Origin of the sequence: Flavivirga jejuensis (assembly GCF_030540765.1) — a bacterium.
GTDB classification, from domain to species: domain Bacteria; phylum Bacteroidota; class Bacteroidia; order Flavobacteriales; family Flavobacteriaceae; genus Flavivirga; species Flavivirga jejuensis.
Genome location: NZ_JAUOEL010000005.1, coordinates 476,917 through 492,146 on the forward strand (window position 1 = coordinate 476,917; position 15,230 = coordinate 492,146).

Below are 15,230 nucleotides of genomic sequence, written 5' to 3' on the forward strand. Positions count from 1 at the left end.
TAAAGTATTAAATATTTATTCCTACTCTTTAGAGGTTTTTCGGATTCCACCTATAATAATCATAGCGCAATGATATTGTATAATTTTATCCCATTGATAAAATTTGTTTTCTTTTTTGTGCATTAAAAATGATAATCCCAATAACAGCAATACCAATGAAAAATAAGTTAAAATAAATATGGTTACGCCAACCTAAATTACTTATCACCCCACCGCAAGCACATGGTATGTCTTTTTTATCTACGAAGTTTAAAACCAAAATTAAATAGGTTGTAAACATAACCATAAGGGAAAAAAACGCAAATAAACCAAGCATCCTAAATTTTGGTATTATAATCATAAGAGAAATTAAAATTTCTATCGTCGGTATGCTCCAAGCCACTAAATAAGAATAATCTTTAACAATGGGGCTACCTGCTAATTGTTTTTGAAAATCGCTAAAAGCAAATAGTTTGCTTAAAGCTGCGTAGAAAAATAATAGAACGAGTAAAAAACAAATGATTTCTAAAATGATTTTTTTTGTTTTTGCTTTAATTTCCATGTTACATCATTAATTTTTGATTACTCCAAAGTTACCAAACTAAAGTTGTCCGAAAAGGATGATTAATTGCCCCACAGGGATTAAATAATTAATTATCAATATTTTAAATAAAAAAAGGTGTGCTATATAAAATAACACACCTACTCATCTTGAAATATCTACATTAAGAAATATTTTTTAAAATCGATACTTCTTAATACACCAAATATAATAAGTAAAAATTAGTTTTAAAGGCTAAATACTTATCTATAAAGGATTAATTCTTTATATCATTCTTTTTCGTGGAATAATCGCCAATACTAAATTCAATCTCCTTTGCTAGTTGTTTATTTTTCATTGATTTTAGCACATTACTTACAACATTATTCGGATTTAAGTCTTTTACAATTACCTCTTTTACCTCTATATTATTAGCCTTTAAATATACCTTGCATTTTTCGTCAACCTTTTTATATAAAAAAGTACTGGCTAGGTTTTCACTATCAAAGCTAGTACCACTTTCATAAGCTTCAATAAATACTTCTTGCACTAATTCTTTACATACTTCTAAATCGTTAATATGTTTGTTATAAGCCGAGATACATAATTGAGCATATAAACTATCAAATAGTTTTGCATAATCCGTAAGGGAACTGTAAATTTTATCTTCTTTTTTACACATATTGTATGTTTTTAATACAATATAAAATAAAACATCAAAATAACCTACCCTATTTGTATTTTTATTGTTATTAAATTAAAATATCAAATGTATAATGTCTATTATTAGTTATCCCAATTAATATAAATTCTTAAATATATAGGCATTTTATTTAGTTTGCTTTTGCAAAAAACTGGTTATATGTAATTTATAGCCAGTTTTTAATTAATTCTTGATTGATTTTTTCTTAACTCAAGCATAGTTTCTGGATTAACTCTAATTTCAAAAGTTGTCCTTAATAAAAAAAATCGTTCGTAGCCCTATTTACACCTGTTAATTCTTGATTTATTTTGTTTTTAACTTTTTTACTTAAAATATTTATATTACTACCATTTATTATTTCAAATTTTATTTTATACTCTAAAACCCGCATATCTTCAAATAACGCAAACTCATTAACACCCTTTATAATTCCGCTTTTATTAAAGTAGGTGTATTTACTTTTATATTGATTTTCTTTTTTGTTGTTTAATCTGGTCGTAATTTCTGAAACTAATTGCCCATTTTTGGCATAGTTATAATTTTCAATAGTTGTTTTTGGAAAATCAAATTCATAACGATAAACTATTTTAGAATTTTTAAACACTTCTTTCAATATAGTTTTAGTTGTATCGTTATTTTTAGGAAAATCAAATAAATAATCATGTGTAATTAGTGTATCATTCCTTTTGGTAAAAATCTTTTTCCAATTGCCTTCATAGCTTTTTTCAATTAGTTCATTTTTTGAATTGTATTTTAATCTATATATCGTTTTTGATGAATCTCTATGCATAATTCGTTCATACTTATAAAGTCGATTGTTTTCATCATAAAAATAATTACATTTACTAAGACTGCCATTTATACTTTCAATTTGAGATTTGTCATTATATGCATAATCCCAGCGAAACAAAATTTGTTTTTTTTCATAATTTTGTTGAGTTTTGTATCGCTTTTTAGAGACTATATAACCACGTTTATTATATTCATAAGTCGTAATTCTTGTACCGTAAAAATAAAAGTCATTTTTTATTATTAACCTACCTTTTTTATCGAAAGTAAAAATTTCTGTACTGTATTGCTTATTACTTCCATTAATCTCATAAATACGTTTTTTTATTTCTATTTGCGCAAAAGAATTAAAAGTTAATAATAATGTAAAGTATAATGTTAGTTTTTTCATCTTTAATAATGTTTAAAGTAATAACAAAAAAACTAATGTAGTGGGTGGCATTATATTATTTTACTAATTGTCTCAAAAGGATTTTTAATTGTCTCAAACGGATTAATAAATATTTACACTAAATAGTTATATTATTTTGATATATATTGCTAAAAAAACACGTTTTTTGATAAGATTAGAAATAAAAAAATTTGCTCAAAATTATAAAGATTTTTACAACGAATTAATTGAATACGCAAATCAGTACATTAAAAATGAGGAGCGTTGCAAGTTAATAGCAACGGGCATAATTTTAGAATCTATTAAAAACAAAAATTATTTAGCCCTCAAAGGTAAAAAACGAAAAAAAATGTTTAGCCAATAAAAAGGTTAAATCTACTCTAACTTAATTAAATAACCCCGTTCAATTACTGAACGGGGTTATTATTTATTAAATAATTAAATGAGAGATACAATATATTTACGTTGTTGAGACTAAATCAAATAACTATATATATTGTTTTATTTACACTATTAATTAAAAAAAGGCACTTAATAGTAAGCACCTTTTTTTGGTTGGTTAATTTTTGCTAAAAATCAGCTCTAAGTAAGGATAACCATTAACCTACTAAGTGTTACCCTTCCCCCAAATTTTGACAATAATAATGGCAAATTACAAACCTTCAAATTAAAGTAATATCTCACATTAAAGAAAGAATAAACTTTTGTTTTGGCTAATCTATAAAAAAGAATAAACTATACGCAAAAATTTCATGTTTTTTTTATATAAAATAGATTTTTCTTACACTTTACCGAAAAGCTAAACTTTTATACTACCCGTATGTAAACAAAGGTTGTTTTATAAGTTAACGCCTTTCATAAAATTAACATTTTTTAATTTCATTTGTAAGAAAATACTATCTTTATGAGGTGTAAATATATATAGCCATGAAAAAAACAAATATTTTATTTATCGTTTGCTTATTTGTATCGCTAACAGCCAAAGCAAACAACATCGAAATTAAACAAAACAATAACATTAAATCGTTTAACATTGCTTTAGGCTTAAAAGCGGAATTATATTATTTTTTACCAATAGTTAAAGAAAAAGCAAGACGAAAAAGAATAAGACGTCATTAAAATTAAAATTTTGTATTTTTGTTATATATCTTAATTATAACAAATGGCAAAAGAAAATAAACCAAAAAAAGATACTTCAAAAACAAAAAAACCCGTACCCGATTTTATATTAGAAAATAAACCTTTTATGACTGCAATGTTAGCGGCTGTTAATACCCCAAACCCAAGATTAACAAAAAAGAAAAAAAAGTAGTCCGTTTTTCACCTAAATTATAAAATTCTTTATTTTTCAAAAATCAAATTTTTTCCTTATTTTTTGAGGTTTTATGGCTTCGCCCATTAAGTTTATAGATACCGTTTGAAGTGATTATAGTAGGGAATGTAACTCCACCATCAGTTGATAGTTTTATACTTACACTTTGACAATTGATAGTACCAACATCTGCTGATTGACCAACTACCCATTCAATATTTTGAGTAGAACCTTGAGTCCATGAAAGGGGATTTACAACAGCAAAGGGATCTGTACTATTTACAATTATATCTACAAAGTCAACATCGGTTTGTCCGCCACCGTTTGTCCCAATAACATCATTATCTCTTACAGTTAAAGCAAAAGTCATTGTTCTATTAACTGATGGTATTTTTTCCCAAGTTGTTGAGCCTCCACCTGCGGCAACATAACTTGAAAATTCTGGAATATTTCTAGTTGGGTTTGTTGTGCCTTCAATTGAGCGAACCAAAGGCCCTGAAGTATTTGCTTCATTAGGAATACCAGCTGGTCCAAGATCGTATTGTTCCCATGTGTAAGTGTGTCCTAAAGTACCGTCTGGATCAGTTGAACTTCCTACAAGTTTGTATGCCGTAGAAATTGGAATAGTATAATCAGGTCCTGCAATAGCAATTGGAGCATTATTTGTTAATGTAGATTCTGCTCCGCATGTACTAGAACCTGTAGTAATATTATCCCAAATCATTTGAATACTCTTTTGATGAAAATAAGCATCACTTTGATTTTGAATATTTTGTGGTGAACAAATGCCAGCATAAGCCATTATTGTTGTTCCACTACCAGGTTCGTAAGCATTACTTGCAGTTCTGTTTCCTCCACAATCACCAGCATCCCCATTAAAAGTATGTGGTGCGCCAAATTGATGTCCTAACTCATGAGCAACATAATCAATGTCGTAAGCATCTCCGACAGGTGATGGTAATCCAGTAATACCTTTAGCTTTTCTAGAAGCAACACAAGACGAATTTAATGATGCTAATCCACCACCGCCTGTACTAAATGTATGACCGATGTCATAATTAGCAGTCATAATTGCATTGTCTATTTCTACTTGACTTTCGTCAATTAAGTCATTGGCATTATTATTCGTAAAGTTATCAGAATCAATAAAAATGATATCCGTATTATCTACTAAAATTAATTTAAGGGCTAAATCTCTTTGATAAATGGTGTTAACACGATTTATAGTTACTACCATAGCAGCTAATACAGCTGTTTTCTTATCGGCTTCAGTATCTCCTGCCGTTAAGCCTGCTGCCATCCAATGAAATTCAGAATATTCAATGGTAGAAGCTAATGCTAGCCTAAACGTTCTTAATTTACTATCGTTAGCATTTTTAAAGGATTTAGAACTTTTATTTATTTCTCTATCAACTATGATATCATCTGGCACAAAGCATTGAAATCCTTTTTTCAAAGCAGGAAGATCTCCTTTGTTATAAACTATGTATGTATCGTTTTGAGAATATGGGTCAATAAATTGGGTGCCTGTTTTTGAAGACAATGTCATGGCATGCAATCCTTGTGGGGTTATACTAAAACTAATTATAGATGAAGGGGTTTTAGTGTTTTGACCAATGTAAGTTCGTATTTCAGGATGCTTTTCTTGATAATCAGGCTCTAAAATTGAAGATTCTTGTATTTTAAAATTATCAAAACCACCTTCACTATTAGGGAATTGGATAACCTCTATAGAGGTTTTTTCATTAGTAGCGTTCTTTGAAACACGATTTAAAGTGCTTTTTAATTTATTTAAATCTAATTGATAGTAAACAGATTTTGTAGGTTCGGTTTTTCTTAACATTTTTTTTCCAACAACCGCGTCTTTTTTAGAAACCTTAGACCAAATTTCTTGGTTCTCTTGGGCAGAAAGTGTTGTTAAAATAAGTAAAGACAGAAGTAGGCATAAATTGTTTTTTGTGGAAAGAAGTCTCATAACAATAATAAGGTTAGATTTTAATGGGCTTGATAAAAGTACTCTGTTAAAGTATCAATTGCAAAAAATTAGCTATCATTTTAAAATAACATATATTTGTTTATGGGGTATTTGTATATGTTTTGTTTGATAATTTGTTTAGTTTCATGTAAAACAAAAGGTGAATTAGCATCAACAACAGTAGCGGAAGTGATTAATATGGCATGTCCAGAAGATGGCACCTGTTCTTTTGAAATTCTTAAAAACAAAGCGCTATTAACTAAAACTGATAATTTAGGAAGTGTTTATACAGAAGTTGTAGATGGCAATCATTTTGTATTAAAGTTTGAATACAAAAAGCAAGGAAATACTAATTATGCAGATAGTGGCTATAGAGAAGAAATCTTCATTGAATTAGATACCAATAATCTTGAAGGTGAAACCACAGATTTAAAAGGTAGAAAACTCTTTTTTGCACGATGGTGTTATTGCAAAGGGCAAACTGGGTACTATAAGATTAATCATGGTAAGCTATCGGTAACTAAGATAGGCGATAAAAATTTTCAACTTAGTTTAAATTTTAAAATCATAGAAGTTCCGCAAATTATAAATGAAATAAACCATACTTTTACTTTACTATAAATGTTTTAAGTTTGTTTTGAGTGACATTATACCTAAGTTTGTATAAAACTTAAAGCTTGAAAACAATGCGTAATTTAAAGACCTTACCAGAAAAACAAACCGTTGTTACCATTGGTACTTTTGACGGTTTTCATACAGGACATCAAAAAAATAATAAAACGCTTAATTAATAGAGAAAAAGAGGAAGGCTCACAATCTGTAATACTTACTTTTTTTCGCATCTGCGAATAGTATTGCAAAAAGATTCTAATATCAAATTTTAGTAGAAAAACTAAATGCAATTAAAAAAAGATAAACAAATGACACTTACCTATATCACAACTTATTATGTTAAATAAATGGCTGTTTAAAAATATTGATAATTCAGCATTAATTGTTTTTCGAATTATTTTCGGACTTCTTTGTTTTTTAGAATCTGTTGGAGCTATTTTTACAGGTTGGGTAAAACGTGTTTTTGTAACGCCAGAATTTACTTTTTCGTTTATTGGATTTGAATGGTTACAGCCACTCCCAGGAAATGCTATGTATTTCTACTACGCCATTATGGGCATATTTGCATTATTCGTTATGGTTGGCTATAAATATAGGTTGAGTATAATAAGTTTTGCTTTAATGTGGACAGCAACTTATTTAATGCAGAAATCGTCTTATAATAATCACTATTATTTATTGATGCTTATAAGTAGTCTTATGGTATTTCTTCCAGCGCACAAATACGCTTCTGTAGATGTGAAATTAAACCCTAACTTAAAAAGTTATTCAATGCCCAATTGGTGTCGTTTGGTTATTATACTACACCTTTTTATTGTTTACACTTATGCATCCATTGCAAAACTATATCCAGATTGGTTAGATGCTAGTGTTATGGAGCTATTTATGAAAGGAAAGGCAAACTACATTTTAATTGGGAGTATCCTTCAACTAAAATGGGTGCATTATATATTAGCTTATGGAGGGATACTGTTTGATGGTTTAATTGTTCCGTTATTATTATTCAAACCAACTAGAAAATATGCTTTTATGGCCTCTATCTTCTTCCATTTGTTTAATTCGATTGTATTTCAAATTGGTATTTTTCCTTACTTATCATTAGCCTTCTCATTGTTCTTTTTTGAGCCAGAACAGATTCGAAAGTTATTTTTAAAAAAGAAACCTTTTTATAATGCTGAAGAGGTAATAATTCCAAAATTGAAAACGCCATTATTAATACTGTTTTCTATTTATTTTTTGATTCAAATAGGGTTACCACTAAGACATCATTTTATAGAAGATAATGTACTTTGGACAGAAGAAGGGCATAGACTTTCGTGGCGTATGATGCTTAGATCGAAAAGTAGTAAAACAACCTATAGAATTAAAGATAAAGACTCAGGTAAAAAGAGTATCGTTAATTTAAATGATTATTTGAGCAGGAAGCAGAAACGTTCTGCAAGTACAAAACCAGATGTTATTTGGCAATTTGCACAATATTTAAAACAAAAGTTTAAAGATAATGGTCAAGACATAGCGGTTTATGTTGACTGTAAAATAAGTGTAAATGGAAAACCATATAAAACATTAATAAATCCAGATGTAGATTTGGCAAATGTAGAATGGCATACATTTAAACATAACAATTGGATTTTACCTTCAAAAGAGGATTGAATATCTTCGTAATTTCCTAAATTTGTCCCTTAAATTTTCAAGATATGTTACAAGTCCCTTTTATTAGAGAAAACAAAGAATTAGTGATTGAACGATTAGCAAAAAGAAATATAGATGCTACTCAAATGATTCATGATGTTATCTCCTTTGATGAAGATAGAAAGCGTATCCAAACAGAATTAGATAATACTTTGGCAGAATCTAATGCATTGTCTAAAGAAATAGGGAACCTGTTCAAATCTGGAGAAGCTCAAAAAGCAAATCTTTTAAAAGAAAAAACAAGCCAACTTAAAGAAAAGTCAAAAGAACTTGCAGAAACACTTAATAATAAGTCTGATGCGTTAAGCGAATTACTTTATAAAATTCCTAATGTACCAAATGAACTTGTACCTCGTGGTAATTCTGATTTGGATAATGAAGAAGTTTTTAAAGAAGGAGACGTTCCTGTTTTACATGAAGGTGCATTACCACATTGGGAACTTGCAAAGAAGTACGATATTATAGATTTCGAACTTGGAAACAAAATTACAGGAGCTGGGTTTCCAGTTTATAAAGGTAAAGGAGCGAGACTACAACGTGCATTAATTGCTTATTTTTTAGATAAAAATACGGCTGCAGGATACACCGAATATCAATTGCCTCATTTAGTAAACGAAGCTTCCGCTTTTGGTACAGGACAGTTGCCAGATAAAGAAGGGCAAATGTATCATGTTACTGGAGACAATTTGTATTTAATACCAACAGCAGAGGTGCCAGGAACCAATATTTTTAGAGATGTAGTTTTAAACGAAAGTGAGCTGCCTATTAGTATTACAGGTTATACACCATGTTTTCGTCGTGAAGCAGGAAGTTATGGCGCACATGTAAGAGGTTTGAATAGATTGCATCAATTTGATAAAGTTGAAATTATTCGTGTTGAACATCCAAGTAAATCATACGATGCTTTAGATGGGATGATTAACCATGTAAAAGATATTTTAAAAGAATTAAAATTACCATACAGAATTTTACGTTTATGTGGTGGAGATACTTCTTTTGCATCGGCATTAACATACGATTTTGAAGTGTTTTCTACAGCACAAGATAGATGGTTGGAAATCTCTTCGATATCTAATTTTGAGACCTTTCAGGCCAACCGATTAAAATTACGTTTTAAAAATAGTGATGGTAAAAACGAATTAGCACATACATTAAATGGTAGTTCGTTAGCTTTGCCTAGAGTGCTTGCTGGAATTTTAGAAAACTATCAAACTAAAGACGGCATTGTAATACCAGAAGTACTTCAAGCTTATACGGGATTTAATATTATTGATTAGAAAAACTTAAACCATATTTTTTGAATGTAAAATCCTACATTTACGTGGGATTTTACTTTTTTAATCGATTAAACGCAAATTCCGCATGTCGTTTAACGATTTTGTTTTAATTATTTTTGAGATACGGTATATATTTTAGATGTTAGCTAGACCAAATTAACCAAACCTACGCTAACAATGAAAAATCTTAAACGCATTGTAATTTTAATTACACTAATCTTTTTCGCAAGCAAAGTTTTATTTTCAGATTTCGAGATTTCAAAACCTGAAAATGAAGTTACCGCAGTCGTGAATAAATAGAGATTTAGTTTCATTTATAAAAGCTGTCCCCAATCATATATTACATCGTTTTTAATATTAACGGTTGTTAATGTAAATATTTATTTTGGTTGGTTAGTGCCCGAATTTTTATTCGGGCATTTTTTTTCGCTTTGTAATTTTAAAAATTCGTTAATATTATAATATCTAGATGTTACATTTCTTATATTTACGATATGAGATTTATTCATATTTTATTCATACTAATAAGTACAACGGTGTTTTCTCAAAACGATATTCTTGCGAAAGAATATTTTAAAAAAGGAGACTTTCAAAAGGCACTGCATGAATATAAAAAGTTATATGCCAGGTCCTCCAGTATTAATTATGTTAGTCTGATTGTAAACACATATCAACAATTAGAACAATATGATGAAGCTGAAACGTTTCTGTTAAAATTACTAGAAAAAGCTAATTCTTCTCCTGCTTTTTTAGTAGAATTGGGTTATAACTATCAACTAAAAAAGGATTTAGAAAACGCAACAATTAATTACAACAAAGCTATTGCCTGTATAGATATTAGGGCTAGTAATGTGTTTTCTGTTGCTAGGAGTTTTCAAAGTCATACACTTTTAAACGAAGCAGCTATATCTTATGAAAAGGCTATGGTGCTAAATCCAGATTTTAATTTTAATCTACAATTAGCTAAAATATATGGAGAGCAGGGAGACATAGAAAAAATGTTTACTAGTTATATTCATTTTGCAGAATTTAATCCTGTTAGTTTAAGCAATGTTAAACGAGCTATTAACGATTTTATAAGTGAAAATAGCGACAGTGAAAACAATATATTATTTCGAAAAATTTTACTCAAAAAAAATCAACAAGAGCCTAATTTGCTCTGGAATGACATGTTGAGTTGGCTGTTTATTCAACAAAAGGATTTTAAAAAAGCATTCATTCAAGAAAAAGCAATTTTTAATAGAAAGCCAGAGAACTTAAATAAAATAGAGGAGTTAGCATTAATAGCTTATAATGAGAACGAAAATGAAGTTGCTAAAGAAATTTTTGCGTACATCATTGAAATCGCACAAGACTCAAAAACCATATTAGAAGCACATTATAATTTACTTCGATTAGAGACAAAAGAAAGTTTAAAAGAGGATTACTCTATTATTAACACTAAATATTTAGAGCTATTTAATGAGTTTGGATCCTTTTCGCAGACCTTAAAACTGCAAATAGCATATGCTCATTTTTTGGCATTTTATATGAATGAAACCAATAAAGCAACAACATTTTTAGAAAAGACATTAAAATTACCACTTTCCCAATTACAGAAAGCAGAAGTGAAATTAGAGTTAGGAGATATTCTAGTATTACAAGAAAAGTTTAATCAAGCTTTAATTTATTATACACAAATTCAGCGTAATTTAAAAAACAGTACTATTTCACAAGAAGCCCGTTACAAAGTAGCAAAAGCAAGTTATTATAAGGGCGATTTTAAATGGGCAGAGGCACAGCTTAAAATTTTAAAAGCTTCAACCTCTCAACTTATTGCCAATGATGCTCTTGATTTAAAATTACTTATTTCTGATAATAAATATGAAGACTCTCTGCAAACAGCTTTAAAACTTTACGCCAAAGCAGACTTACTTGCTTTTCAAAATAAAAATGAAGCATCTATAACCTTATTAAATAAGGTTTTAAACGAACATAAAACCGAACCAATAGTAGCGCAAGCTTTATATAAACAAGCACAATTATTTGAAATTAAAAAGCAATATGAAAAAGCAGCAGCTAATTATAATGCTATTATTGCCAATTATAGTGATGGTATTTTAATAGATGATACCTATTTTAATTTAGCTGGGATTTATGAAAAACAATTGAATATGCCAGAAAAAGCAAAAGCTTTATACGAGCTAATTATCTTTAATCATGCCGATAGTATTTATTTTGTAAATGCTAGAAAACGCTATAGATCTTTGCGGGGCGATGCTATAAATTAAAACCGTGATGGTTGAAACAAATAGACTTTTAGTTAAAAAATTCACTTTAAAAGATGCCTCTTTTTTTAAGGAACTAGTAAATACCCCAAATTGGTTAAAATATATTGGCGATAGAAATGTAAAAACAATCAACGATGCAGAAGCCTATATAAAAAACAATCATTTTAAAAGTTATGATACTTTAGGCTTTGGATTTTATAAACTTCTACTAAAAGAAGAAAACAACAAACCTATAGGTTCTTGTGGATTGGTAAAAAGAGAAGGATTGGATGATGTAGATATAGGTTTTGCTTTTCTTCCTGAATACGAAGGTAAAGGATTTGGATATGAGTCTTCTATTGCTGTTTTAAAAATAGCTAAAGAACAATTTCACCTAAAAAAAGTTGTTGCCATTGCATCTCCAACAAATTTAAATTCTATTAAACTATTAGAAAAATTAGGATTAATCTTTGAAAAAAAGGTAAAACCTTTTGAAGATGAAAAAGAACTTCTGTTATTTGCAAAAAGTTTATAAATAAATTTATCATTCCTGCGAAGACAGGAATCCGTAAACAGACTAAAATGATAATTTACAACGTAACAGCAAACATAGATGAAAGTATTCATGACGAATGGTTAACATGGATAAAAGAACATATCCCTCAAGTATTAGCTACTGGTAAATTTGAAAAAGCAACATTAACCAGGGTTTTGGTAGAAGAAGACATGGGCGGTTTAACATATTCTATTCAATATAGATCATATTCGCGAGAAGCTTTAGATGCTTACTATAGAGAAGATGCCGAAAAATTAAGGAATGATGGGCAAAAAAGATTCGCAGATAAGATGTTAGCCTTTAGAACAGAACTTGAGATCATTGATGAATATAAGGTGGAATTTAAATAGTGTCTGTTTCCAACCAGAAACTAAATAGCTTTTGTCATTCCTGCAAAGGCAAGAATTCATATATAAACTTTATTTTAGCATTTAAAAGATACCACCTGTGGCTAATAACTCCAACCGACATCAAGTAAAAGCAAAAAAATATTTAGGACAGCATTTTTTAAATGATGAAACTGTTGCGGAAAAAATAGCCGATACACTTGCCTTAAAAGACTATAAAAATGTTTTAGAGATAGGTCCAGGTATGGGCGTGTTAACTAAGTATTTATTAAAAAAAGATATCACAACCTATGTGATAGAAATAGATACAGAATCGGTAGAATATTTACAGGCAAACTACTTAAATTTAGCTCCAAGAATCATAGAAAAAGATTTCTTAAAGTACGATTTAAATGATGTTTTTAATCAAGAGCCGTTCGCTATTATAGGGAATTTTCCATACAATATATCTACCCAAATAGTTTTTAAAACTTTAGAAATGCGTGATCAAATTCCTGAATTTTCTGGGATGTTTCAAAAAGAAGTAGCGCAGCGTATTTGTTCTAAAGCAGGTAGTAAAGTGTATGGAATTTTATCGGTTTTAACCCAAGCGTATTATGATGCAGAATATTTATTTACGGTGCCACCAGATGTTTTTAATCCGCCACCAAAAGTAGAATCGGGCGTATTGCGACTCATTAGAAAAAAAAATTATGCATTACCATGTGATGATGCTTTATTCTTTAGAGTCGTAAAAACAGCGTTTCAACAACGCAGAAAAACACTTCGTAATAGTTTAAAAACATTTGATTTATCAGATAATTTAAAAGCAAATGTTATATTTGACAAACGTCCAGAACAATTAGCAGTTCAGGAGTTTATAGAACTCACCCAGCTAATTGAAAAGGACACATAAATTCAAGCATTTGTCTGAAGAATTAGAAAACATACAATTTGAATTAACGGAAGATTTAATTAATCGGGTTGAAGGCCTCATCGAAAAAAATGATGATAAGGCATTACAAAATCTTTTAAAAGACTTTCATTACGCAGATATTGCCGAAATTTTAGATGAAATAAGTCTAGAAGAGGCTATCTACGTTATTAAATTATTGGATTCTGAGACAACTTCAGATGTCTTGATGGAAATCGATGAAGACAATCGAGAAAAGGTATTAAAAAATCTTTCAGCCAAAGAGATTGCCGAAGAAGTTGAGGAATTAGATACCGATGATGCTGCAGATATTATATTGGAACTTCCAGAAGAGCGTCAACAAGAAGTTATTTCGAAAATTGAAGATGAGGAACACAAGGCGGAAATTACAGAACTTATAACTTATGACGAGGATACTGCAGGTGGACTCATGGCAAAAGAGCTTGTAAAAGTTTATGAAACCTGGACAGTTGCAGGTTGTTTACGACGTATTAGAGGACAAGCCAAAGAAGTTACTAGAGTACACTCCATATATGTGGTGGATAAGCAAGAAAAATTAATTGGACGCTTATCTTTAAAAGATCTTATTGTTGCCAAAAGCGACCAGAAAATTGCTGATATTTATATCTCTAATGTAGATTTTGTTGGCGTTGATGATGATGTTGAAGATGTTGCTAAAGTGATGGCTAAGTACGATTTAGAAGCCATCCCAGTAGTTGATGAAAACCAAATTTTATTAGGGAGAATAACCATTGATGATATTGTAGATGTTTTAAAAGAAGAAGCAGAAAAAGATTATCAATTAGCAGCGGGTATTACTGGAGATGTAGAAGCCGATGATAGTATTTTAGAACTTACAAGAGCACGATTACCATGGCTATTTTTAGGACTAGTAGGTGGTGTAGGTGCCTTTTTAATTATGGAAGGGTTTCAGGATTCATTTAAAGAAAAAGCCATCCTTTTCTTTTTTACACCTTTAATTGCAGCTATGGCTGGTAATGTTGGTGTACAATCTAGCGCGATTATTGTACAAGGGCTTGCTAACGACGATGTTAGAGGGAGTGTTAACGGTAGGCTAATAAAAGAAATGCTTTTAGCAGCATTAAATGGTATTATACTGGCTATTTTTTTATTTTTATTTGTTTGGTTTTACAAAGGAGAACTAGACAAAGCTATAGCAATATCGGTTTCATTAGTAATGGTGATTATAGTTGCAGGTTTAATAGGAACTTTTGTTCCTTTGTTTTTAAATAAACGCGGAGTAGACCCCGCCATAGCTACAGGACCGTTTATAACTACCAGCAATGATATTTTAGGAATTCTTCTTTATTTTTGGATAGCCGAATTAATAATAGCCTTTTTTGGTTAAAGTTATACGCTGTTTGTGAAATAGTTTCTGGATTGTCATGTTTGCTTTTCGTTTCAGCCTTTTGCATTATTGTGAAGTCTGGTGATCTATTCAATTTTAAGGATTATTTGGTACTTGATTTATTTAATAATAGACAGAGAAGTATGATTAGTTTTTTTGGAATTAGTTTGGCGAATTAATAGTTATTATGCTTTGAGGTAACTAAAAAGACTTCTTTTTTTGTTCTAGTTGCTAAGTGGTCTGAGTCTTTTGATGTATTGGTCTCGCAAAGACGCTAAGACGCAAAGTAATCTCATTATTAGTTTTTTAGAATCGTCCTTAATAAATTATTATGCTTTAAGCTAACTGAAAATGAGTCTTTTTTCTTGGTTCTAAGAGTGAAGCGGTCTTGGGTTTTTTGACGTATTGGTCTCGCAAAGACGCTAAGACGCAAAGTAATCTCATTATTAGTTTTTTTAGAATCATCCTTGATAAATTATTATGCTTTAAGCTAACTGAAAATGAGTCTTTTTTCTTGGTTCTAAG

General features: G+C 29.7%; 16 protein-coding genes. 12 read left to right on the forward strand and 4 right to left on the reverse strand.

The features are described 5' to 3' along the window. Window positions 1-85: 85 nt before the first annotated feature. The 3 genes from Q4Q40_RS16115 to Q4Q40_RS16125 form a co-directional block, all read right to left on the reverse strand. Complete coding sequence (locus tag Q4Q40_RS16115; protein WP_303302938.1) at window positions 86-541, reverse strand: MauE/DoxX family redox-associated membrane protein; 456 nt, start codon at window positions 539-541, stop codon at window positions 86-88. A 256-nt stretch (window positions 542-797) separates the two neighbouring features. After that, a complete protein-coding gene (locus Q4Q40_RS16120) occupies window positions 798-1,202 on the reverse strand; it encodes an RNA polymerase sigma factor (RefSeq protein ID WP_303302939.1) in 405 nt (134 codons plus the stop codon). Between the two features lie 274 nt (window positions 1,203-1,476). Further along, window positions 1,477-2,403, reverse strand: a complete 927-nt coding sequence (locus Q4Q40_RS16125) for a hypothetical protein (RefSeq protein WP_303302940.1) — start codon at window positions 2,401-2,403, stop codon at window positions 1,477-1,479. Window positions 2,404-2,569: 166 nt separating this feature from the next. Here Q4Q40_RS16125 and Q4Q40_RS16130 point away from each other — a divergent pair, with 166 nt between their 5' ends. From Q4Q40_RS16130 to Q4Q40_RS16140, 3 genes are all read left to right on the forward strand, one after another. Beyond that, entirely contained in the window at window positions 2,570-2,767 is a 198-nt protein-coding gene (locus Q4Q40_RS16130; RefSeq protein ID WP_303302941.1) for a hypothetical protein, read from the forward strand. Between the two features lie 563 nt (window positions 2,768-3,330). Beyond that, a complete protein-coding gene (locus Q4Q40_RS16135) occupies window positions 3,331-3,522 on the forward strand; it encodes a hypothetical protein (protein WP_303302942.1) in 192 nt (63 codons plus the stop codon). A 43-nt stretch (window positions 3,523-3,565) separates the two neighbouring features. After that, on the forward strand, window positions 3,566-3,715 hold the full coding sequence (locus Q4Q40_RS16140) for a hypothetical protein (protein ID WP_303302943.1): 150 nt from the start codon (window positions 3,566-3,568) through the stop codon (window positions 3,713-3,715). A 43-nt stretch (window positions 3,716-3,758) separates the two neighbouring features. Here the strand turns inward: Q4Q40_RS16140 and Q4Q40_RS16145 are convergent, their stop codons facing one another. Next, window positions 3,759-5,690, reverse strand: coding sequence for a reprolysin-like metallopeptidase (locus tag Q4Q40_RS16145; protein ID WP_303302944.1), 1,932 nt, complete (start codon window positions 5,688-5,690; stop codon window positions 3,759-3,761). 126 nt (window positions 5,691-5,816) lie between these two features. Between Q4Q40_RS16145 and Q4Q40_RS16150 the strand changes: the two genes are divergently transcribed. The 9 genes from Q4Q40_RS16150 (at window position 5,817) to mgtE (ending at window position 14,705) form a co-directional block, all read left to right on the forward strand. Beyond that, the gene (locus Q4Q40_RS16150; protein WP_303302945.1) at window positions 5,817-6,311 is read left to right on the forward strand and encodes a hypothetical protein; all 495 of its coding nucleotides are present in this window, start codon (window positions 5,817-5,819) and stop codon (window positions 6,309-6,311) included. Between the two features lie 65 nt (window positions 6,312-6,376). Then, the gene (locus Q4Q40_RS16155) at window positions 6,377-6,481 is read left to right on the forward strand and encodes a hypothetical protein (RefSeq protein WP_303302946.1); all 105 of its coding nucleotides are present in this window, start codon (window positions 6,377-6,379) and stop codon (window positions 6,479-6,481) included. 157 nt (window positions 6,482-6,638) lie between these two features. Next, entirely contained in the window at window positions 6,639-7,955 is a 1,317-nt protein-coding gene (locus Q4Q40_RS16160; protein WP_303302947.1) for an HTTM domain-containing protein, read from the forward strand. A 44-nt stretch (window positions 7,956-7,999) separates the two neighbouring features. Then, the gene (gene serS / locus Q4Q40_RS16165) at window positions 8,000-9,271 is read left to right on the forward strand and encodes a serine--tRNA ligase (RefSeq protein ID WP_303302948.1); all 1,272 of its coding nucleotides are present in this window, start codon (window positions 8,000-8,002) and stop codon (window positions 9,269-9,271) included. A gap of 494 nt (window positions 9,272-9,765) precedes the next feature. Then, complete coding sequence (locus Q4Q40_RS16170) at window positions 9,766-11,541, forward strand: tetratricopeptide repeat protein (RefSeq protein ID WP_303302949.1); 1,776 nt, start codon at window positions 9,766-9,768, stop codon at window positions 11,539-11,541. 7 nt (window positions 11,542-11,548) lie between these two features. After that, on the forward strand, window positions 11,549-12,055 hold the full coding sequence (locus Q4Q40_RS16175) for a GNAT family N-acetyltransferase (protein ID WP_303302950.1): 507 nt from the start codon (window positions 11,549-11,551) through the stop codon (window positions 12,053-12,055). A 47-nt stretch (window positions 12,056-12,102) separates the two neighbouring features. Continuing rightward, complete coding sequence (locus tag Q4Q40_RS16180; protein ID WP_303302951.1) at window positions 12,103-12,426, forward strand: DUF4286 family protein; 324 nt, start codon at window positions 12,103-12,105, stop codon at window positions 12,424-12,426. Between the two features lie 97 nt (window positions 12,427-12,523). Further along, a complete protein-coding gene (gene rsmA / locus Q4Q40_RS16185; RefSeq protein ID WP_303302952.1) occupies window positions 12,524-13,318 on the forward strand; it encodes a 16S rRNA (adenine(1518)-N(6)/adenine(1519)-N(6))-dimethyltransferase RsmA in 795 nt (264 codons plus the stop codon). A gap of 10 nt (window positions 13,319-13,328) precedes the next feature. Beyond that, window positions 13,329-14,705: a magnesium transporter gene (gene mgtE / locus Q4Q40_RS16190; protein WP_303302965.1), complete on the forward strand. Its 1,377-nt coding sequence runs from the start codon at window positions 13,329-13,331 to the stop codon at window positions 14,703-14,705. Window positions 14,706-15,230 lie beyond the last annotated feature (525 nt).

What these genes read in the sequence shown, in the direction of transcription:
- Q4Q40_RS16115 (WP_303302938.1), bottom strand. Translation starts at nt 541, where the DNA reads ATGGAAATTAAAGCAAAAACAAAAAAAATCATTTTAGAAATCATTTGT.
- Q4Q40_RS16120 (WP_303302939.1), bottom strand. Translation starts at nt 1,202, where the DNA reads ATGTGTAAAAAAGAAGATAAAATTTACAGTTCCCTTACGGATTATGCA.
- Q4Q40_RS16125 (WP_303302940.1), bottom strand. Translation starts at nt 2,403, where the DNA reads ATGAAAAAACTAACATTATACTTTACATTATTATTAACTTTTAATTCT.
- Q4Q40_RS16135 (WP_303302942.1), top strand. Translation starts at nt 3,331, where the DNA reads ATGAAAAAAACAAATATTTTATTTATCGTTTGCTTATTTGTATCGCTA.
- Q4Q40_RS16140 (WP_303302943.1), top strand. Translation starts at nt 3,566, where the DNA reads ATGGCAAAAGAAAATAAACCAAAAAAAGATACTTCAAAAACAAAAAAA.
- Q4Q40_RS16145 (WP_303302944.1), bottom strand. Translation starts at nt 5,690, where the DNA reads ATGAGACTTCTTTCCACAAAAAACAATTTATGCCTACTTCTGTCTTTA.
- Q4Q40_RS16155 (WP_303302946.1), top strand. Translation starts at nt 6,377, where the DNA reads ATGCGTAATTTAAAGACCTTACCAGAAAAACAAACCGTTGTTACCATT.
- Q4Q40_RS16160 (WP_303302947.1), top strand. Translation starts at nt 6,639, where the DNA reads ATGTTAAATAAATGGCTGTTTAAAAATATTGATAATTCAGCATTAATT.
- serS (WP_303302948.1), top strand. Translation starts at nt 8,000, where the DNA reads ATGTTACAAGTCCCTTTTATTAGAGAAAACAAAGAATTAGTGATTGAA.
- Q4Q40_RS16170 (WP_303302949.1), top strand. Translation starts at nt 9,766, where the DNA reads ATGAGATTTATTCATATTTTATTCATACTAATAAGTACAACGGTGTTT.
- Q4Q40_RS16175 (WP_303302950.1), top strand. Translation starts at nt 11,549, where the DNA reads ATGGTTGAAACAAATAGACTTTTAGTTAAAAAATTCACTTTAAAAGAT.
- Q4Q40_RS16180 (WP_303302951.1), top strand. Translation starts at nt 12,103, where the DNA reads ATGATAATTTACAACGTAACAGCAAACATAGATGAAAGTATTCATGAC.